At 72.5% G+C, this 18,365-nt stretch carries 16 protein-coding genes; 7 read left to right on the top strand and 9 right to left on the bottom strand.

What is annotated here, in order from left to right; genetic code table 11:
• Positions 1 to 10: 10 nt before the first annotated feature.
• The 4 genes from ACH9D2_RS09225 to ACH9D2_RS09210 are packed head-to-tail and all read right to left on the bottom strand — an operon-like array spanning position 11 to position 5,553.
• Positions 11 to 2,368, bottom strand: coding sequence for a glycoside hydrolase family 3 N-terminal domain-containing protein (locus ACH9D2_RS09225; RefSeq protein ID WP_396362544.1), 2,358 nt, complete (start codon positions 2,366 to 2,368; stop codon positions 11 to 13).
• Between the two features lie 29 nt (positions 2,369 to 2,397).
• Positions 2,398 to 3,300, bottom strand: coding sequence for a carbohydrate ABC transporter permease (locus tag ACH9D2_RS09220; protein WP_396362543.1), 903 nt, complete (start codon positions 3,298 to 3,300; stop codon positions 2,398 to 2,400).
• Between the two features lie 4 nt (positions 3,301 to 3,304).
• Positions 3,305 to 4,210, bottom strand: a complete 906-nt coding sequence (locus tag ACH9D2_RS09215; RefSeq protein ID WP_396362542.1) for a carbohydrate ABC transporter permease — start codon at positions 4,208 to 4,210, stop codon at positions 3,305 to 3,307.
• Positions 4,210 to 5,553: an extracellular solute-binding protein gene (locus ACH9D2_RS09210; RefSeq protein ID WP_396362541.1), complete on the bottom strand. Its 1,344-nt coding sequence runs from the start codon at positions 5,551 to 5,553 to the stop codon at positions 4,210 to 4,212. Before ACH9D2_RS09210 ends, ACH9D2_RS09215 begins: the two co-directional genes overlap by 1 nt.
• 191 nt (positions 5,554 to 5,744) lie before the next feature.
• Here ACH9D2_RS09210 and ACH9D2_RS09205 point away from each other — a divergent pair, with 191 nt between their 5' ends.
• Complete coding sequence (locus ACH9D2_RS09205; protein WP_396362540.1) at positions 5,745 to 6,773, top strand: substrate-binding domain-containing protein; 1,029 nt, start codon at positions 5,745 to 5,747, stop codon at positions 6,771 to 6,773.
• Positions 6,774 to 6,923: 150 nt separating this feature from the next.
• Here the strand turns inward: ACH9D2_RS09205 and ACH9D2_RS09200 are convergent, their stop codons facing one another.
• Positions 6,924 to 8,144, bottom strand: a complete 1,221-nt coding sequence (locus tag ACH9D2_RS09200; protein ID WP_396362539.1) for an MFS transporter — start codon at positions 8,142 to 8,144, stop codon at positions 6,924 to 6,926.
• Positions 8,145 to 8,456: 312 nt separating this feature from the next.
• On the opposite strand from ACH9D2_RS09200, the gene ACH9D2_RS09195 reads away from it, so the two are divergent.
• The 3 genes from ACH9D2_RS09195 to ligM all read left to right on the top strand — a co-directional run bounded on the left by ACH9D2_RS09195 (position 8,457) and on the right by ligM (position 11,673).
• Positions 8,457 to 9,329 (top strand): methylenetetrahydrofolate reductase, encoded by an 873-nt coding sequence (locus tag ACH9D2_RS09195; protein WP_396362538.1) that lies wholly within the window; start codon positions 8,457 to 8,459, stop codon positions 9,327 to 9,329.
• Between the two features lie 17 nt (positions 9,330 to 9,346).
• Positions 9,347 to 10,201 (top strand): formyltetrahydrofolate deformylase, encoded by an 855-nt coding sequence (gene purU / locus ACH9D2_RS09190; protein WP_396362545.1) that lies wholly within the window; start codon positions 9,347 to 9,349, stop codon positions 10,199 to 10,201.
• A gap of 62 nt (positions 10,202 to 10,263) precedes the next feature.
• Positions 10,264 to 11,673, top strand: coding sequence for a vanillate/3-O-methylgallate O-demethylase (gene ligM, locus ACH9D2_RS09185; protein WP_396362537.1), 1,410 nt, complete (start codon positions 10,264 to 10,266; stop codon positions 11,671 to 11,673).
• On the opposite strand, the gene ACH9D2_RS09180 is transcribed toward ligM, so the two are convergent.
• Together ACH9D2_RS09180 and ACH9D2_RS09175 are read right to left on the bottom strand one after the other, a co-directional pair.
• Positions 11,670 to 13,751: a chorismate-binding protein gene (locus tag ACH9D2_RS09180; RefSeq protein WP_396362536.1), complete on the bottom strand. Its 2,082-nt coding sequence runs from the start codon at positions 13,749 to 13,751 to the stop codon at positions 11,670 to 11,672. The two genes, ligM and ACH9D2_RS09180, sit on opposite strands and share 4 nt — an antisense overlap.
• A 7-nt stretch (positions 13,752 to 13,758) precedes the next feature.
• Entirely contained in the window at positions 13,759 to 14,154 is a 396-nt protein-coding gene (locus ACH9D2_RS09175) for a GntR family transcriptional regulator (RefSeq protein WP_396362535.1), read from the bottom strand.
• Between the two features lie 183 nt (positions 14,155 to 14,337).
• Here ACH9D2_RS09175 and ACH9D2_RS09170 point away from each other — a divergent pair, with 183 nt between their 5' ends.
• Positions 14,338 to 14,658, top strand: coding sequence for an antibiotic biosynthesis monooxygenase (locus ACH9D2_RS09170; RefSeq protein WP_396362534.1), 321 nt, complete (start codon positions 14,338 to 14,340; stop codon positions 14,656 to 14,658).
• Between the two features lie 82 nt (positions 14,659 to 14,740).
• A complete protein-coding gene (locus tag ACH9D2_RS09165) occupies positions 14,741 to 15,538 on the top strand; it encodes an IclR family transcriptional regulator (protein WP_396362533.1) in 798 nt (265 codons plus the stop codon).
• Between the two features lie 22 nt (positions 15,539 to 15,560).
• On the opposite strand, the gene ACH9D2_RS09160 is transcribed toward ACH9D2_RS09165, so the two are convergent.
• Together ACH9D2_RS09160 and ACH9D2_RS09155 are read right to left on the bottom strand one after the other, a co-directional pair.
• Positions 15,561 to 17,159, bottom strand: coding sequence for a GMC family oxidoreductase (locus tag ACH9D2_RS09160; protein WP_396362532.1), 1,599 nt, complete (start codon positions 17,157 to 17,159; stop codon positions 15,561 to 15,563).
• The gene (locus ACH9D2_RS09155; protein ID WP_396362531.1) at positions 17,156 to 17,770 is read right to left on the bottom strand and encodes a hypothetical protein; all 615 of its coding nucleotides are present in this window, start codon (positions 17,768 to 17,770) and stop codon (positions 17,156 to 17,158) included. The genes ACH9D2_RS09160 and ACH9D2_RS09155 overlap by 4 nt, the downstream gene beginning before the upstream one ends.
• 130 nt (positions 17,771 to 17,900) lie before the next feature.
• Between ACH9D2_RS09155 and ACH9D2_RS09150 the strand changes: the two genes are divergently transcribed.
• Positions 17,901 to 18,338: a GNAT family acetyltransferase gene (locus ACH9D2_RS09150; protein ID WP_396362530.1), complete on the top strand. Its 438-nt coding sequence runs from the start codon at positions 17,901 to 17,903 to the stop codon at positions 18,336 to 18,338.
• The last annotated feature ends 27 nt before the right edge of the window (positions 18,339 to 18,365 follow it).

The following is an 18,365-nucleotide window of genomic DNA, read 5'->3' as shown; positions in this document are numbered from 1 at the left end:
CACCCCGGGCTCAGGAGGCGTCGGCGGCCGTGGCGAGGGCGCGGTCGGCCGCCCGGACGTCGACGGGGGTCGTGAGGACGCGGTCGACGTCCTCCACGTCCCGCACCTCGCCGGTGACCGTGAACCGGCCCTCCAGGGGCAGGTCCTCGCTGGAGGGGCCGGCGCGGAGCACGAACTCGCCGGGCTCCACGATCCGGCGCATGGCGCGGCCCGTGAACGAGGTGCGGTCGGCGTGGACGGAGAAGACCACGTGGGCGCTCCGCCCGGCCTCCAGGGCGACCTTGTGGAAGCCGACGAGCATCTTCAGCGGCCGGACCACCTGGGAGACGGGATCGCTCAGGTACAGCTGGACGACCTCCCGGCCTGCCCGGTCGGAGGTGTTGGTCACGGTGACAGCGACCTCCACGGTGCCGTCGGTGCCGATTCCCGCCGCGGACAGCTCGATCGCGTCGTAGGAGAAGCTCGAGTAGCCGAGGCCGTGGCCGAACGGGTACAGCGGCCGGGGGTCGAGGTTGGAGACGCCCTCCGAGTACCCGCCCAGGGCCGGGGTCAGATAGGTCCCGGGCTGCCCGCCCACGTGCCGGGGGATCCCCACGGGCAGCCGCCCGGAGGGGTTCACCCGTCCGGAGAGCACTCCGGCGACGGCGTGGCCGCCCTCCTCGCCCGGCATGAAGGCCTGCACGACCGCCGCGCAGCGGTCGTCGAAGGCGCCGAGGCTGTAGGGGCGGCCCGTCACGAGCACGAGGACCACCGGGGTGCCCGTGGCCAGCACCGCCTCGACGAGGTCGGCCTGCCGGCCGGGCAGGGACAGGTCCACAACGTCGCAGCCCTCGCCGGAGGTGCCCGTGCCGAAGAGCCCGGCGAGGTCGCCCACGGTCACGACCGCGAGGTCGGCGGCCTCGGCGGCGGCCACGGCCTCGGCGATGCCGCTGGTGTCCGGGTCGGTGAAGTCGACACCGGGAGCGTGGCGGAAGGTGGTCGCCCCGCCCGCGAACTCCTCGGCGAGGGCGTCGACGATCGAGGTGATCTCGATGCCGGTGCCGGACTCGCCGAAGCGGGACAGGACGTGGTTGGTGAAGCTGTAGCAGCCGAGGAACGAGCGGGGCTGGCCGGCACTGGGGCCGATGACCGCGACCTTCCGGGCGGTGCCACCGGCCAGCGGCAGGACGCCCTCGTTCTTCAGCAGGACGATCGACTCCTCGGCCATGCGGCGGGCGAGCCGGCGGTTCGCCGGGGAGTCGAGGTCGACGGCCCCGCCCGCGGTGCCGGGGTCGAAGCCCGAATCCAGCAGGCCCAGCCCGACCTTCTGCGTCAGCACCCGCCGAACGGCGCGGTCGAGCAGGGACTCGTCGAGTTCGCCGTCCCGCACGGCCGCGGCGAGGTCCGCGAAGCAGCCGGTCTCGGGCAGTTCGACGTCCATCCCGGCCGACAGCGACTGGACGCCGGCGTCGCGGGAGTCCGCCGCGACGTGGTGCATGGACTCGAGGAAGCTCACGGCCCAGTAGTCGGACACGACCGTGCCCTCGAAGCCCCACGTCTCCCGCAGGAGCGAGGTGAGCAGCTCGGGGTCGGCGACGGGCGGGACGCCGTCGACGTCCGCGTAGGAGTTCATCACCGCGCCGGCCTCCCCGAGCTTGACGGCCATCTCGAAGGGCACGAGGACGACGTCCCGGAACTCCCGGGGTCCGATCGAGACGGGGGCGTGGTTGCGTCCGGCGCGGGACGTGGAGTACCCCGCGAAGTGCTTCAGGGTGGCGATGACGCCGGCCTCCTGGAGTCCCCGGACGTACTCGGTGGTCAGCGTGCCCACGAGGTAGGGGTCCTCGCCGACGGTCTCCTCGACGCGGCCCCAGCGGTAGTCGCGCACCACGTCGAGCACGGGGGACAGGCCGAGGTGGACGCCCACGCCCTGCATGTCGGTGCCGATGTGCCGGGCCATGGTGCGGACCAGCTCGGGGTCGAAGGCGGCGCCCCAGGCGATCGCGGCCGGGTAGCACGTGGCGCCGAGGGTGGTGAACCCGGTGAGGCACTCCTCGTGGGCGATGGCCGGGATCCCGAGCCGGGAGGTCTCCACGACCCGGCGCTGCAGGGTGCGCAGGTGCTCCACCCCGTCCGCCGCGGAGATCGGCGCGCTGCCGAAGGCCCGGGTGATGTGGCCGAGACCGTGCGCGATCGCGGCCTCGAAGGTCGAGCGGTCGTCGGCGAAGGCGGACTCCATGGGGGCCACACCGCCCGTGGCCTCCTCCGGGTCGGGGCGCAGCCAGTAGCTGCCGAGCTGGCCGGCCTTCTCCTCGAGGGTCAGCTCCTGCAGGAGGGCGTCGACGCGTTCGGGGACGGGGCGGGCAGGGTCGTTCCACGGTGCTGTCATGGGGGTGTTCCTTCTGGTCGGTGGGCGCGTCACTTGCCGAAGCCGGCGGTGAGCCCGGCCACGAGGTGCCGGCGCCCGAAGATGTAGAGGACGAGGATCGGCAGCGCCGAGAGGACGACGGCGGCCAGGACGGCGGGGACGTCGGCCTGGAACTCCCCCTGGTAGGTCCACAGGGACAGGGGCAGCGTGCGCTTCTCGGAGCTCTGGGTGAGGATCAGCGGGAACAGGAAGTTGTTCCAGCTGTTGAGGGCGTTGTAGACGCCCACGGTGGTGATCGCGGGAACGCTCAGCGGCAGGACGAGCCGGAGGAAGACCCTCCAGTCGCCGGCGCCGTCGAGGGTCATGGACTCGTAGAGCTCGTTGGGGATGTCCCGCATGAAGTTGGTCAGGATCAGGACCGTGATCGGGATCCCGGAGGCGATGCCCGGCAGGATCAGGGCGGCCAGGGTGTCGTAGAGGCCCAGCTGGACGATGATCAGGTAGATCGGGATGATCGTGGCCTGGATCGGGATGGCGATGCCCAGCAGGAACAGCTGGTTCGAGAACACGGCCAGTCCTGTCCTGCTGCGCACGATCACGTACGAGGCGAGCAGGGACAGGAACACGATCCCCGCGACCGTGAACAGGACCACCACCACGCTGTTCAGGAAGTACTGGACGAACTGGTTCTCCAGGACCGTGACGTACGGCGCCAGCGTCGGCGACGAGGGCACCAGCGGGTTCGTGGAGTAGTAGTCCTCGCGGGGCTTCAGGCTCGTGATGGCCATGTAGTAGATCGGGATGATGATCGCGGCCAGCCACAGCCACCCGCCGACGGCCGCCGGGACGTTCGGAACGCCCCGGCGGCGCGAACGGGGGCGGTGGGTGCTCCCACGGGGCGTGCTCTCGGGCCGTGCGGTCTCGGGACGGGTGTCCGCGGGCCGTGTGCTCATGGGACTACGCACCTTCCGCCTGGCTCTCCATCTTGTCGGCCCCGGTGAGCCGTTGCAGGCCGAGGGCGAGCGTGAGCCCCACGGCGACGAGGATGACCGCCAGGACACTGGCCTCGCCCATCTGGTTGCTGCGGAATCCGGTCAGGTACATGTCCAGGGGCAGGATGCGGGTCGCGGTCCCCGGCCCGCCGCCGGTGAGGCTGAAGACGAGGTCGAAGTAGGTCAGGGAGCCGACCAGCATCAGCGTGGAGGACGTCACGACCGTGTACTTGAGCTGCGGCAGCGTGATGGAGAAGAACTTGCGCACCGTTCCCGCGCCGTCGATCGTGGCGGCCTCGTACATGCTCTGCGGGATCTGCCGGACCCCCGCCTGGTAGAGCAGCGAGTGGAACGGGATGAAGGACCACGAGATGACGAACACGACGACGTAGAACGCCAGGTTCGGGTCCCCCAGCCAGTCCTGGCTGAGCAGCGCCGAGTCGAACGCCCTCGAGAGCCCGAAGTTCGGGTCGAGCAGGGCCCTGAAGGCGATGCCGACGGCCGCGGCGGAGAAGAGCATCGGCAGGAAGTACAGGACGGAGAGGAACTCCCGGTACCGCTGGCGGCCGGCCATGAACACGCCGAGCAGGAGGCTCAGCGGGAACTGCACGGCGTAGCTCAGCAGCGTGAGCTTGACGGTCAGCCACATGGCCTGCAGGGACACCGGGTCGTCGAGCACGGAGGCCCAGTTGGCACCGCCCGTCCACTGCGGGGTGCCCAGCCCGTCCCACTGCATGAAGGACAGGACCAGGACCCCGAGCAGCGGGCCGATCGAGAAGACGCCGAAGAAGACCAGGGCGGGCGCCAGCAGCCAGTTGCTGGGGCCGGCACCCACCCGTCTCCGGGGCTTCGCGGGCGCTCGCATCAGCATCACAGCGTGGCGTTCATCGCGGTCTGGAACTCCTCGGGGCTCTTCTCGCCGGCGAAGACCTGGCTGAGGTTGGTCAGCAGGGCCTGCCCCTGGTCGGCCGGGAGCGCCTGGTCCCACGACAGCTGGAAGCTGGGCGCGTCCTGGACCATGGAGTAGGCGAAGTCGAGATACTCCGGGTGCTCGGAGTCGGCGATCTGGTCCTCCACGCCGTCCACGGCGGGGATCAGCCCGGCGTCGAAGAGCGTGTCGACGGCGGTGTCGTCGAGGTTCGTGTTGTTCAGGTACTCGATGGCCGTGGCCTGCTCCTCCTCGCTCGCGTCCGCGGAGACGGCCCAGAAGTTCGCCGGGTTGCCCACGATGTTCTGCGGGTCGCCCTGCCCGCCCTCGATCTCGGGGAACGTGGTGTAGCCCAGGTTCCCCTCGGCGGTCCACTCCGGGGCGTCGGTGAGGAAGCTGGAGTAGACCCAGCTGCCGTGCAGCATCATGGCGGCCTGGTCGGTGTGCACGAGAGCCACGTCGGCGCCCGCGTCGGCCACCACCGACCCGTAGGTGTCGCCGAAGCCGCCGGCGTCGACGAGCTCCTGGATCTTCTCCAGGGCCTCGGTGATCGCGGGGTGCGACCACGCGTCCTCCTCGCCGTCCACGACGGCCTGGAACACCTCGGGCCCGCCGATCCGGTCGGTGAGGTACTGGATCCACATCAGGTACGGCCACTGGCTGGAGCCGGCCACGGAGATCGGCGTGACGCCCTCGGCCTTGAAGGCCTCCACCGCGTCCAGCAGCTCGTCCCAGGTGGTCGGGACCTTCACCCCGGCCTCCTCGAAGAGCTTGGTGTTGTAGTACATGATGACCGGCTGGGTGTTGTTGTTCGGGACGGCGTAGAGCGTCCCGTCCACCTTGCCGGTCTCCAGCACGGAGTCGAGGGCGCGCTCCTCCATCTCGGGCACCTCGCCGGTCAGCTCGACCACGTTGCCGTTCTCGACGTAGCTCTCCAGGTTGTCGCCGCCCCAGTTGTAGATCAGGGTCGGGGCGTTGCCGGAGCCCACGGCGGTGCGGATCTTCTCCTTGAAGGCGTCGTTCGCGAAGTACTCCGCCTCGATGGGGGCGTCGGGGTTGTTCTCGTTCCAGGCCTCGAAGGAGGCGCGGAACGTCTCCTCGGCGCCGCCGGTGAGGGTCCAGGCGGTGGCGCCGGCGTCCCCTCCGGCCTGGGCGCTGCCGCCGCCGCACCCCGCGAGGGTCAGCGCCGCGGCGCTCACGAGCGCGATGCGGGACAGGGAGCGGCGGGAGAAGGGGGCCCGGTGCGCGCCGGCGGGCGCGGGGCGGAGGCTGCGGTGGGTGGTCATGGCGTTCTCCTGATGGTTGAGCGAGGTGTTGCGCCTACGAAACTTTTCGTATAGCGTTTCGCTGCAAGAAGAGTAAGTGGCGTGTTTCACACCCGTCAACCCCCCAGCGTGACGGTCACCACTGCTCCGGGCACGGCGAAACGTTTCGCCGTGTTCCGGAGATCCGTTCGGCGTCCGAGGAGACCGTCCCGATGAAGAGAACCACGTTGAGCCAGGTCGCCGCCGAGGCGGGCGTCTCCAAGGGCACGGTCTCCAAGGTGCTCAACGGCCGCCCCGACGTGGGGGAGGAGACCCGCGAGAAGGTCCGGGCCGCGGCCGCGGTCCTCGGCTACACGGGCTCGGCCGCCCGCCGGCCGCGGATCGCCATCGTGCTCGTCTTCGACACCTTGGAGAGCAACTACTCGCTCCAGGTGATGGCCGGTGCCGTGGACGCCTGCGGCCGGGCGGACGCCGACCTATTGCTGAGCACGCTGCCGAGCCTGGAGCAGGGTGACGTCCCCCCGTTCTCCGACGAGTGGTTCGCCGGCTGCGGTCGCACGGGCGAGACCGCGGTCATCGCGGTCACCACGCCGCTGAGCGCGGAGCAGGTGACCGCCGCGGCCCACGCGCAGATCCCGCTGGTGGCCATCGACCCCGTGAACAGCCTGCCCTCCACGGTGCCGAGCATCGGCTCGACCAACTGGGCCGGCGGGTACGAGGCCACCACCCACCTCGTGGAGCTGGGGCACCACCGGATCGGCCACCTCCGCGGCGCCGGGCAGTCGATCCCGGCGCGCGAGCGCCTGGCCGGGTACCGCAGCGCCCTCGAGAGCGCGGGGATCCGCCAGGACCCGGAGCTCGTGGCGGGCGACGGTTTCAGCTACGAGGCCGGCTTCGCCGCGGCCCAGGAGCTGCTCGAGCTCGAGGACCCGCCCACGGCGCTGTTCGCGGCCTCCGACGAGGCGGCGCTCGGCGCGTTCGAGGCCGCGCGCCAGGCCTCCCTCCGGGTGCCCGAGGACCTGAGCGTGGTCGGCTTCGACGACACGCTGATCGCCCGCTGGGCCTCGCCCAAGCTCACGACGGTGCGCCAGCCCCTGCACGCCATGGGGGAGATGGCCGTCGAGCGAGCGGTCACGCTGCTCGCCGGCGGATCGCGCCGGACCCCCCCGCTCCAGCTGCAGACCTCGCTCGTCGAGCGCTCCTCCACGGCCCCGCCCCGGGGTGCCGTGGCGGCGTCGTGACCGCGCACGGGTTCCCCGCCGCCGTCCTGCGGGACTTCGACAGCACGCTCGGGGACGCCGAGCCGCTTCGGCCGGAGCCGGAGCGCGAGGAGCTCGAGGCGCGCGGCGGCGCGTGAACCCCCGCCCGCGCGGACCGGCTGGGCGGAGTGCTCACTCCTCCCGGATGAAGCGGGCCCTGCCGGCCTGCCAGCCGAAGACCGCCGCGAGCACGCCGACCACGGCGAACATGACGCCCGCCGCGGCGAAGCCCCCGGTCCAGTGCAGCAGCTGCCCCACCAGGAACGTGCCGGAGGAGCCCAGGCCGTAGCCGACGCCCTGCATCATGCCCGAGAGCCGCACGGCCATGTCGCTGCTGCGGGTGCGCAGGGCGATCATCGTCAGGGCCACGGCGGTGAGGCTGCCCTGGCCCAGCCCCAGCAGCCCGGTCCAGAGCCAGATCAGCTGGGTGGGCCCGAAGACGGAGAGCACGAAGCCGCCGCCGGCCATCAGGGCCACCGTGGCGTTGAGCACCCGTTGGTCGGCCAGTCGCACGGCCAGGACCGGGGCGAAGAGCGAGCCCGTCATCTGGAGCAGGATGGACACCGCCACGATGAGCCCGGCGGCGGCCCCGTCGATCCCGCGGTCCCGCAGGATGGGGGCGAGCCAGGCGAAGACGCTGAAGGACATCATCGCCTGGAAGACCATGAACAGGGTGATCTGCCAGGCCACCGGCGAGCGCCACGGGCTGTGCCCGCCGGTGTCGGGCGGTCGGGGATCGGGGGTCCGGTGGCCGACCGCCACCGGGACGAGCAGGGCCAGCACGACCGCCGCGGGGACCGCCCACACCGCCAGGGAGGCCCGCCAGGAGTCCGTCGCCTGGAACACCGGGTACGTGAGGCCCGCGCCGAGGGCGGCGGAGGCGCAGATCGCGGTGGTGTAGAGCCCGCTCATCAGCCCGATGCGGTGGGCGAAGTCCCGTTTCACGATGGAGGGCAGCAGCACGTTGCCCAGGGCGATCGCGGCGCCGCACGCGACCGTCCCCGCGAGCAGCAGCGGCAGGGCGCTCGCCCCGGGCAGGGGGAGCCCGCGGAGCACCAGGCCGAGGGTCAGGACCCCCATGGCACCCAGCAGCACGTTCTCCGCACCGAACCGCCGGGCCAGGCGCGGCGCGAACGGCGCGAAGACGCCGAGCAGCGTCACCGGGGCCGTGGTCAGCACGGTGACCGCCCACCCGGGGAGGGCGGCGGCCGCGGTGATCTCCGGGAGGATCGCGGAGAAGCTGGAGAAGACGGTGCGCAGGTTCAGGCCCACCAGGACCACGCACACGGCGAGGTAGACCAGCGCCCGGCGGGACGTCGGGGTCGTCGTCGGATCGGCGTGCGGGCTCGGCACGGTGGGGTCTCCTCAGGGCTCAGGGCTCAGGGCTCGGGGCGCGGGCCGGACACCGGCGACGCCGACCGCCCGCGAGCTGCGCGGGTCCACAGTACTCCGCGGGCGGCGGGTCCCCGTCCGCCGCGGGGTGCTCTGCCGGACCTCGTCCCGTTCCCGCGACGGCGCCGGGGCGTCCTCGCGACGCGGGGCGTGCCCTCGATGGAAACACTCTGTACATAGTTATTGTGACCTGCGACACTGGCGGCGAGACCGTGTACACCCCACACCGCAGGGCGGGCCCCCGGGCGCACGCCGTGGAAAGGAAGTGGATCGATGCCGACCGACACGCCCGACGCCGGACCGGCCGCCGCCCTGCTGCGGGACTTCTCCCTCGAGATGACGGGCAAGGACGTGCCTGCGCTCGAGGAGGCCGCCGCCGTGGTCCCCCCGGGGACCCGGATCAACGTGACCTTCCTCGGCAACGAGGACCTCGCCATGCGGGTGGCCGCGGCCCGCGCGGTGCGGGAGCACGGGTTCGTCCCCGTGCCCCACCTCTCGGCGCGGCGGCTGCGCTCCCAGGACGAGCTCGAGGAGTTCCTCGCGGCGCTCGCGGAGGTCGGCGCCGCCGAGCACGTCTTCGTGGTGGGCGGGGACCCCGAGACCCCGGACGGCCCGTACGAGGACTCCCTGTCCGTCATCCGCACCGGGGTGCTGCAGCGGCACGGGGTCCGGGGGGTGGGCGTCAGCGGCTATCCGGAGGGCCACCCCGGCATCGACGACGACACCCTGTGGTCGGCCCTGACCGACAAGACGGCCGCGATCCGCGAGCAGGGACTCGAGCCCGAGGTCATCACCCAGTTCGGCTTCGACAAGGACCCGGTCCTGGACTGGCTGGCCGAGGTGCGCCGCCGCGGCGTCGACGCCCCGGTGCGGGTCGGGGTACCCGGGCCGGCGGGCGTCAAGCGCCTGCTCGGCTACGCGCGCCGCTTCGGCGTGGGCACCTCGGCCGGCATCGTCCAGAAGTACGGCTTCTCCTTGACGAACCTGCTGGGCACCGCGGGCCCGGACCGCTTCCTGCGCGACCTCGCCGCCGGTCACGACCCCGCCGTCCACGGGCAGGTCCTGCTGCACTTCTACACCTTCGGCGGACTGCGGGCCACGGCCGAGTGGATCCGGGAGTTCGGCTCGGACGGGCGGGTCCCGTGAGCGCCGTCGGGCCGTCGATGCTCCGCCCGGACCACGCCAGCCTCGTGGTGCACGGCCGGGACCAGCCGGGGATCGTCGCCGTCGTCACCTCGGTGCTCGCCCGGCACGGGGCGAACATCGTGGCCCTCGACCAGCACTCCGACGACCCCGAGGGCGGGGCGTTCTTCCAGCGCACGGTCTTCCACCTGTCCGGCTACCCGGCGGCGCGTCCCGCGCTCGAGCAGGACCTCGGCGCGGCCCTCGCGGACGGCTTCGAGCTGGAGTGGCGGTTCACGGACCTCTCGGTGCCGCGGCGGGTCGCGATCTTCGCCTCGAAGTCCGACCACTGCCTGCTCGACCTCATCTGGCGCCAGCGCCGGGGCGAGCTGCCCATGACGATCTCCATGGTCGTCTCCAACCACCCCGACATGGCCGAGGACGTCCGCGGCTTCGGCATCCCGTTCTTCCACGTCCCCACGCAGGACAAGGCGGCGGCCGAGGCGGAGCACCTGCGCCTGCTGCAGGGCAACGTCGACCTCGTGGTCCTCGCGCGCTACATGCAGATCCTCTCCTCGCCGTTCCTCGAGGCCGTGGGCGTCCCGGTGATCAACATCCACCACTCCTTCCTGCCCGCCTTCATCGGGGCCGAGCCCTACCGGAAGGCCAAGGAGCGGGGTGTGAAGATCATCGGCGCCACCGCCCACTACGTCACCGAGGACCTCGACGAGGGCCCGATCATCGAGCAGGACGTGGTCCGCGCCTCGCACCGGGACTCCGCGCAGGAGCTCGCCCGGCGCGGCGCGGACGTGGAGCGCCAGGTGCTCTCCCGCGCCGTGCTGTGGCACTGCCAGGACCGCATCATCCGCCACGACCGCCAGACCATCGTGTTCTGATCCCCGTTCCCGCCCCGGGCGCGAGCGCGGCCGGGGCACCACCGCAGAAGAAGGAGTTCACCGTGGCACCCCGCACTCTCCAGGACGTCCTCGACGCCTCCGGCGGCACCGTCGAGCTGCTGCGCAACTCGCAGATCGGCGCGTACGTCTATCCCGTCGTCGCGCCCGAGTTCCACAACTGGCGCAGCGAGCAGCAGGCATGGCGGGAGACCGCCGTGCTCTACGACCAGTCCCACCACATGGACAACCTGTTCATCCGCGGCAAGGACGCGCTGAGGCTGATCTCGGACACCGCGATCAACAGCACGAAGACGTTCCCCGTGAACAAGGCGAAGCAGTACGTGCCCACCACCCCGGCCGGCCACGTCATCGGCGACGGCATCCTGTTCCACCAGGAGGAGGACGAGTACGTCTACGTGGGCCGCGCCCCGGCCGCCAACTGGCTGCTCTACCACGGCGAGACCGGGGGCTACGACGTCGACATCGAGGTCGACCGCCGCTCCCCGTCCCGCCCGATGGGCAAACCCGTGGTCCGGAAGTACTGGCGCTTCCAGATCCAGGGCCCCAACGCGTGGCAGATCATCGAGAAGCTCAACGGCGGGCCGCTCGAGCAGCTGAAGTTCTTCACGATGGACCGCATGAGCGTGGGCGGCGCCCAGGTCCGCACCCTGCGCCACGGCATGGCCGGGGAGCCCGGGCTCGAGATCTGGGGGCCCTACGAGTCCTACGACCAGGTCCGGGCCACGATCCTCGAGGTCGGCGCCGAGTTCGGCATCGTGCCCGTCGGCGCCCGGGCGTACCCCTCGAACACCCTGGAGTCGGGCTGGATCCCGTCCCCGCTGCCGGCGATCTACACCGGCGAGGGCACGGCGGACTACCGGAAGTGGCTCGGGGCGGACAGCTACGAGGCCACCAACGCGCTCGCCGGCAGCTTCGTCTCCGAGAACATCGAGGACTACTACCTCACGCCCTGGGAGCTGGGCTACGGGTCCTTCGTGAAGTTCGACCACGACTTCATCGGCCGCGACGCCCTGGAGCAGGTCGACCCCTCGACCCAGCGCCGGAAGGCGACCCTGGCCTGGAACGCCGAGGACATGCAGAAGATCTTCGCCTCCCTCTTCGACACCGAGGGGCCGGACTACAAGTACTTCGACCTGCCCCTGGCCAACTACGGCTCGTCCAACTACGACGCGGTGGTCGACGCCGACGGCCGCACCGTGGGCCTGTCCATGTTCACCGGCTACAGCTACAACGAGCGCAAGGCCCTGTCCCTGGCCACCGTCGACCCCAACGTGCCCGAGGGCACCGAGCTGAAGGTCGTCTGGGGCGAGCCCGACGGCGGCAGCCGCAAGACCACCGTGGAGCCGCACGAGCAGCTCGAGGTCCGTGCCGTGGTCAGCCCCGTGCCCTACTCCGAGGTGGTGCGCAAGGAGTACCACGGCGGATGGCGGACCGCCTCGGCGAAGGGCTAGCCGAGGAGCGGTCCGAGGGCGCGCAGCACGGGCCCGGGCTCCCACCGCCCGACGCCGTCGACGGCCCCGACGGGGTGTACGCCCGCCACCGAGTTGGTCACGAACACCTCGGTGGCGCGGGCGAGCTCCTCCCACCGCACCGGGCGCTCGCGGACGTCGGCCCCGGCGGCGCGCAGCGCCGCCAGGACGCGGGCGCGCACCACCCCGGGCAGGATCCGGCCGTCCGCGGGCGGGGTGAGCACGGCGCCGTCGACGACGACGAAGACGTTGGCCCGGCCCGTCTCCAGGAGCGTGCCGTCGGCGTCCACGAGCAGCGGGTCGCAGCTGCGCGACCACAGGCCCGGGACCGGCTCGTGGGCCAGCACCCGGCGGTCCGCCCACTTGTGCTCGCCCAGTCCGCCCGGCAGCCGGACCGGCACGAGCCGCCACGGCGGCACCGGCTCCGGCGGGAGGGGCGTCGCCGTGACCGTCACGGTCAGGGCGCCCTCCGGGGCGGGAACGGCGGTGATCCGCAGCCGGTGGGGGCCGGGCAGCCCGGAGGCCCGGTCCATCACCTCGCCGTGGACGCCCGGGGGCAGGGCGGAGCCGTAGCAGGTGCGGCAGCTGCCGCCGAGCCGCTCGAGGTGGGCATCGAGGTCCACGGGCGCGCCCTCGCGCACGAGCAGCGTGGTGAACACCCCCTCTCCGCGGACCGGCGGAAGGACCGGCAGGGCCGGAAGGAGGTCGAGGCCGGTCGCGGGCCGGTGCCCGTCCCAGTCCTGCCGGAGGTCCTCGCCCAGCACGGCCCCGACGGCGTCGAGCAGGGGCACCGCCTTCACGAGCGTCTCGTGCGTCTCGTCCGCGGGGTCGGAGTCGGCCACGATCCCGCCGCCCACCCCGAGCCGGGCCCGGTCGCCGGTGAACTCGAAGGTGCGGATCGCCACGTTGAGCACCAGACCGTCCGGGCCGGCGCGGCCGATCGCCCCCGTGTAGACCTCGCGGGCCGCGGGCTCGAGCGCGTTGATGATCTCCATGGCCCGGATCTTGGGGGCGCCCGTGCAGGATCCCGGCGGGAACGTGGCCCGCAGCAGGGACCCGTCCCCGAGGCCCGGCAGCAGCTGCCCCTGCACGTCCGCCACCAGGTGGTGGACCCCGGTGTGGGGCTCGACCCGGGGCGCCGCGGGGGCTCGCACCGACCCGGGGACGCAGGCCCGGGAGAGGTCGTTGCGCATCAGGTCCACGATCATGACGTTCTCCGCCCGGTTCTTCGCCGAGGCGTGCAGCGCCGCGGGGTCGCTCGTCGCCGGTGCGGTGCCCTTGATCGGGGACGTCAGCACCGTGCGCCCGGTGCGGCGCAGGAACAGCTCCGGGGACAGGCTCGCCACCGCCCCCGTGGGCAGGCGCAGGAAGGCGGCGAAGCGCGGGGAGAGGGTCTCGTGGCCGGCGCAGAACAGGTCCAGCGGGTCGCCCTCGAAACCGGCCTCTAGACCGCGGCAGATGTTGGTCTGGAAGACGTCGCCGTCCCGGATGTGGCCGAGCACCGCGGTCACGGCGGCGGCGTGGGCGGCCGCCGAGGCGTCGGCGGTGAAGGGCCCGCACCGGTAGGGCACCGGCTCGCGCGGGGCGTCCGGCGCCGCCAGGGCAAGCTCCCGCGCGGCCGCCACCCGGGCCGGGTCCGCGCCGGGCAGCCACTCGAGCACCCAGGCGCCGTCCGCGGCGCGGTGGCGCAGGACGTGGTCGTAGTACCCGAGGTGGTGGTCGGGCAGCCGCGCGGGGCGCGGCGGGGCGGCGGGGAGCCGCTCCAGCCGCCGGGCCAGCTGGTAGCCGAGGTAGCCGATCCAGCCCCCGCCGCAGGCGGGGCCGGAGTCGTCCCCGGGAGAGCCGTCCTCCGCGGGACCGTGCTCCTGCGGGGGGCGGGCGTCCAGGGCGGCGAAGGGGTCCTCGTCCTCGCCCAGCACCCGGAGCGGCCGGAAGCCGATCACGGCGTCCCCGTCGAACCAGTCGCCGAACAGCCCCACCAGCCCCGGCTCGTCCCGCAGCGCCCGCAGCATCTGCACCGGGGTCAGGCGGACGCCGGCGAGGAGCTCCTGCCGTGCCACGCCGGCCTCAGCCGTTCCCCGGGGCGGTCGTGGACGGCGCGCCGCCGTCCGCCTCCACCACGGTCCGGTGGAACCCGACGTCGTTCCCCAGCGCCGCGGCCCCGGGCCCGGCCCCGGCCCGGAAGGCCGGCAGCCGGTGCCGGTCCTGCAGGGTCCGCACGCGCCGGCTCGTCCCGGCGGGCGCGGCCGGAGGGGCCGGCACGATGCTGCCGCTGCCCCGCCGGGTGTGCACGAGCCCTTCCGGCCGCAGCCGGGGGACGGTCTCCCGCACCACGGTGCGGCTGACCCCGTGCTCGGTGAGCGGCGTGCTCTGGCGGGGCGGGCGCTCGCCGGGGGGCGTCCGCCCGCCGACGATGCGCGCCCGGAGGTCGTCCACGAGGGCGGTGGCGAGGTGGCGGCTCATGAGGACATGATCCCACCCCGCGGGCGGTCCGTCCGGCAGCGGCGAGGAGATCGTGGCAGGGGAGGGGCGGGCGTCGTCGTTATCGGTCCGCGATAACCTCCCTTGGCGGGCCGTCCCACGGCCCGTGACACTGGCACCGAGAGCCCCGGGCACCCCGGGGCGTCCGCCGAGAAGGGAGCAGGGATGATCTTCATCGTCGTCAAGTTCAAGGTGAAGCCGGACTGGGCCGACCGCTGGCTCGACTTCTCGAAGGAGTTCACGGAGTCCACCCGCGCCGAGCCGGGCAACCTGTGGTTCGACTGGTCCCGCAGCGTGGAGGACCCCCACGAGTTCGTGCTCGTCGAGGCCTTCGAGGACGACGGCGCGGGCCCGCACGTGAACAGCGAGCACTTCGAGAAGTTCACGGCGGAAGCGCCCCAGGCGCTCGTGGAGACCCCGCAGATCATCAGCGAGCAGATCTCGGCCTCGGGGTGGAACCGGATGGGCGAGATCACGGTCGAGTGACCGCCCGCTGACGCGCCGGCACGCCGGGGGCGGTGCTCCCGGCCTGTTGGCACCTGCAATCCGGCAGGCCAGAATGTGAGGCATGACCGAACGCGACACCGGCATGGCCTCCGTCCAGAAAGCCTTCGCCCTCCTGGACGTGGTCGCGGGCGACGCCCGCGGGGCCACGGCCAAGGACATCAGCACCGAGCTCGGGATGCCGCTGCCCTCGGTGTACCGGTTGTTGCAGACGCTCGTGGCCTCCGAGCACGTGGTGCACCTCCGGGACCAGCGCCGCTACGGCCTGGGCTACAAGCTCCACGCCCTCGACGCCTCCCTGCGCCAGCAGGTCGCCACGCCGGCCACGGTGCAGCGTGCGGTGCGGGAGCTGCACGCGAGCGCCGACGCCGCCGCCTACTTCGCGGTCTACCGGGGTGACGCGATCGTGGTGGCGCACGTGGTCGACTCCCCGCGCCGGCCGCGCATCACTCCCATGGGCTTCGGGTTCACGGACGCCGCCCACGCGACGGCCTTCGGCAAGATCCTGCTCTCCCGCATGGACGACGACGAGGTGGCGGAGTACCTCGGCCGCCACGGGATGCGTCCCCTGACGGACCGCACGCTCACCACGCCGGAGGGCCTGGGGCGTGAGCTCGGGCGGGTGCGCGCGGAGGGCGTCGCCGTGGAGCGGGAGGAGTTCGTGCCCGGCGCCTCGTGCCTGGCCGCGCCCGTCGTCGACGTCGCCGGGCGCACGCTGGGCTCCGTGGCCGTGTCCCTGCCGCCCTCCGAGTTCGAGCAGCGGCACCGGTCGGTCGCGCCGGTCCTGCGGGACGCCGCGGACCGGGTGGGACGGGCCCTGCGCGCCGCGGAGGGCGGTCCGGCCGGGACCGCCACCGGCTGAACCGCCCTCCGCCGCACGGCCCTCAGAGGTGCCGGCCCGCCAGCTGCTGGGCGATGTGGTCCGCCTGCCGGACGGCCAGGGCCACGATCGTCAGCGTCGGGTTCGCCGCCGCACCGGTCGTGAACAGCGATCCGTCCGAGACGAAGAGGTTCGGCACGTCGTGGGTCCGGCCGAACGCGTCGGTCACCCCGTCCTCGGGCCGCTCGCTCATCCTGGCCGTGCCCATGTTGTGCGTGGCCGGGTACGGCGGGGTGCGGTGCGTGGACACGGCGCCCACGGACTCGTAGAGCAGGGAGGCCTGCTGGTAGCCGTGGTTGCGCATCGCGACGTCGTTCGGGTGGTCGTCGAAGTGCACGTTGGGCACGGGCAGCCCCAGGTGGTCGGTCACCGTGGAGTTGAGGGTCACCCGGTTGCTCTCCTGCGGCATGTCCTCGCCCACCACCCACATCCCGGCGGTGTTCTCGTAGCCGTCCAGCAGGGCGGCGAAGTCCGGGCCCCACGCGCCCGGGTCCCCGAAGCTGGCCAGGAAGGCCGGCCCCAGGGAGATCGTCTCCATGTAGTACCCGCCGGCGAACCCCCGGTCGACGTCGTGCCGGGACTCGTCGGCGACGATCCCGGCCATCGTCTCGCCCCGGTACATGTGCACCGGCCGCTCGAACTGTGCGTAGACCGAGCCGGTGGTGTGCCGCATGTAGTTGCGGCCCAGCTGCCCCGACGAGTTCGCGAGTCCGTCCGGGAACAGCGGGGACGCCGAGAGCATCAGCAGCCGCGGCGTCTCGATCGCGTTGCACGCCACGGCCACGAGCCGCGCCTTCTGCCGCTGCACCTGGCCGTCCCGGTCCACGTAGACCACGCTGTCCACGAGGCCCTTCTCCGTGTGGGTGATCTGCACGGCGTGGCAGTCCGGGCGCAGGTCGAGGTTCCCGGTGCGCAGCGCCTTGGGGATCTCCGAGACGAGCGTGGACCACTTGGACCGGTTCTTGTCGCCCTGGAAGTTGAACCCGTCCTGGATCGAGGCCGGGCGCCCGTCGTACGGTTCCGCGTTGGTCCCGTAGGGGCCGGTCGCGTAGTGCCGGTAGCCGAGCTTCTGCGCGCCCGCCGCGAGCACCTTGTAGTTGTTGTTGGCGGGCAGCGGCGGGCGGCCGTGGCGGTGGGTGCTGCCGATCTTCTGCTCGGCCCGGTCGTAGTACGGGGCCAGGTCCTCCAGGCCGATCGGCCAGTCCAGGAGGTTGGCGCCGTCGACGCGCCCGTAGACGCTGCGCGTGCGGAACTCGTGGGCCTTGAACCGGGGGGTGGCCCCCGACCAGTGCGTGGTGGTCCCGCCGACGGCCTTGACGAGCCACGCCGGGAGGTTGGGGAAGTCCCGGGCGATCCGCCAGGACCCGGTGGTGGTCCGCGGGTCCAGCCAGGCCATCTGGTGGAAGGCCTCCCACTCGTCGTTGACCCAGTCCTCGCTGGTCAGGTGCGGCCCCGCCTCGAGCAGGACCACCTTGACGCCCTTCTCGGTCAGTTCGTGGGCCAGTGTTCCTCCTCCGGCGCCGGAGCCGATGACGACGACGGCGGAGTCGTCGTCGAGCTCGATCCGGGCGGAGCGCTGCTGGTCCTGGGGTGTGGTGGTCATGCGGTCTCTCCCGTTCCGACGACGTCCGACCCCTTGAAGAGGTCGCTGAAGGGCTCGTCCGTGGTCTCGGCCGCCGGCTTCGCGGCCACGTTCCACCCCTCCTTGGGGGCGGCGGTCGCCACCGGGTAGCCCAGGGGGCCGCACTCGGGCAGCTCCTCCTCGGACTCCTCGACGCGCGGGTCTGGCAGCCAGTCGAGGTCGTCGAAGCCGCGGTGCAGGTAGCCGCCCTGCGAGAAGGACTCGCCCTCGTAGCCCAGCGCCTCCCACACCTCGTGGTCGTCGTAGAGGTGCAGCACGGTGGTGCGGCGGATGAAGCCGAAGAACTCGAGGTCGGCGATCCGCTTGAGCACCTTGAGCGCGGCGTCGTCCGGCAGCTCCACGAACGGCGCGTCGCTGAGCGAGTTCAGGGTCAGCAGTCCCTGGGTCAGGGCCATCCGGAACCACGTGGAGTTCTCGGCCTCGGCGACGATCTTCTCCGTCATGCGTTCGTACGGGCCGTCGGGGATCCGGGGATGGGGGAACGCGACCCGGATGACGCGGGTGAGGGTGCGCTTCGCCTCGTCGGTCAGGGCGAGGGCGTTCAGGGCGGAGTACTTCGCGGGATAGACCATGGGTCTCCTCCTCGTCGACGGTGACGGGTGTAGCTCAGAGTGTGAGCCAGCTCACCGCCGTGGGCCAGATCCGTTATCGCAGGGCGAGAATCGCCGTCCGTGAGAGCATGGGCCGACCGAAGGAGGCCGCGTGATCGTCGAACGACTGCCGGAGCACCTGCGCGAGGACGCCGTGTCCCTGTGGCAGGACGCGGGGCTGACCCGCCCCTGGAACGACCCCCGGGCGGACCTGGACCGGGCGCTCGGGAGCGCGTCCTCCACCGTCCTGGCCGCCGTCGAGGACGGCCGTCTCACCGGCACCGCCATGGTCGGCCACGACGGCCACCGGGGATGGGTGTACTACGTGGCCGTGCACCCGGCCCGCCGCGGTCAGGGCCTGGGCCGCGAGCTGATGGCCGCGGCCGAGGAGTGGGTGGCAGAGCGCGGCATCCCGAAGATGCAGCTCATGGTCCGCACCACGAACCCGGGGACCCGGGAGTTCTACGAGCGGATGGGCTACGCCGTCCAGGACACCGTGGTGCTGGGGAAGTTCTTCGACCCCGAGCGGCAGGCCCAGCAGAGCGGCTGACCCGGGAACGACGACGAACGAGCTGCC

Origin of the sequence: Kocuria rhizosphaericola (assembly GCF_044462205.1) — a bacterium.
Classification (GTDB): Bacteria; Actinomycetota; Actinomycetes; order Actinomycetales; family Micrococcaceae; genus Kocuria; species Kocuria rhizosphaericola.
This window is presented reverse-complemented; position numbering and strand designations above follow the sequence as displayed.

Coding starts and splice junctions, on each gene's coding strand:
- ACH9D2_RS09225 (WP_396362544.1), bottom strand. CDS start 2,368: ATGACAGCACCGTGGAACGACCCTGCCCGCCCCGTCCCCGAACGCGTC.
- ACH9D2_RS09220 (WP_396362543.1), bottom strand. CDS start 3,300: ATGAGCACACGGCCCGCGGACACCCGTCCCGAGACCGCACGGCCCGAG.
- ACH9D2_RS09215 (WP_396362542.1), bottom strand. CDS start 4,210: ATGCTGATGCGAGCGCCCGCGAAGCCCCGGAGACGGGTGGGTGCCGGC.
- ACH9D2_RS09210 (WP_396362541.1), bottom strand. CDS start 5,553: ATGACCACCCACCGCAGCCTCCGCCCCGCGCCCGCCGGCGCGCACCGG.
- ACH9D2_RS09205 (WP_396362540.1), top strand. CDS start 5,745: ATGAAGAGAACCACGTTGAGCCAGGTCGCCGCCGAGGCGGGCGTCTCC.
- ACH9D2_RS09195 (WP_396362538.1), top strand. CDS start 8,457: ATGCCGACCGACACGCCCGACGCCGGACCGGCCGCCGCCCTGCTGCGG.
- purU (WP_396362545.1), top strand. CDS start 9,347: ATGCTCCGCCCGGACCACGCCAGCCTCGTGGTGCACGGCCGGGACCAG.
- ACH9D2_RS09175 (WP_396362535.1), bottom strand. CDS start 14,154: ATGAGCCGCCACCTCGCCACCGCCCTCGTGGACGACCTCCGGGCGCGC.
- ACH9D2_RS09170 (WP_396362534.1), top strand. CDS start 14,338: ATGATCTTCATCGTCGTCAAGTTCAAGGTGAAGCCGGACTGGGCCGAC.
- ACH9D2_RS09165 (WP_396362533.1), top strand. CDS start 14,741: ATGACCGAACGCGACACCGGCATGGCCTCCGTCCAGAAAGCCTTCGCC.
- ACH9D2_RS09160 (WP_396362532.1), bottom strand. CDS start 17,159: ATGACCACCACACCCCAGGACCAGCAGCGCTCCGCCCGGATCGAGCTC.
- ACH9D2_RS09155 (WP_396362531.1), bottom strand. CDS start 17,770: ATGGTCTATCCCGCGAAGTACTCCGCCCTGAACGCCCTCGCCCTGACC.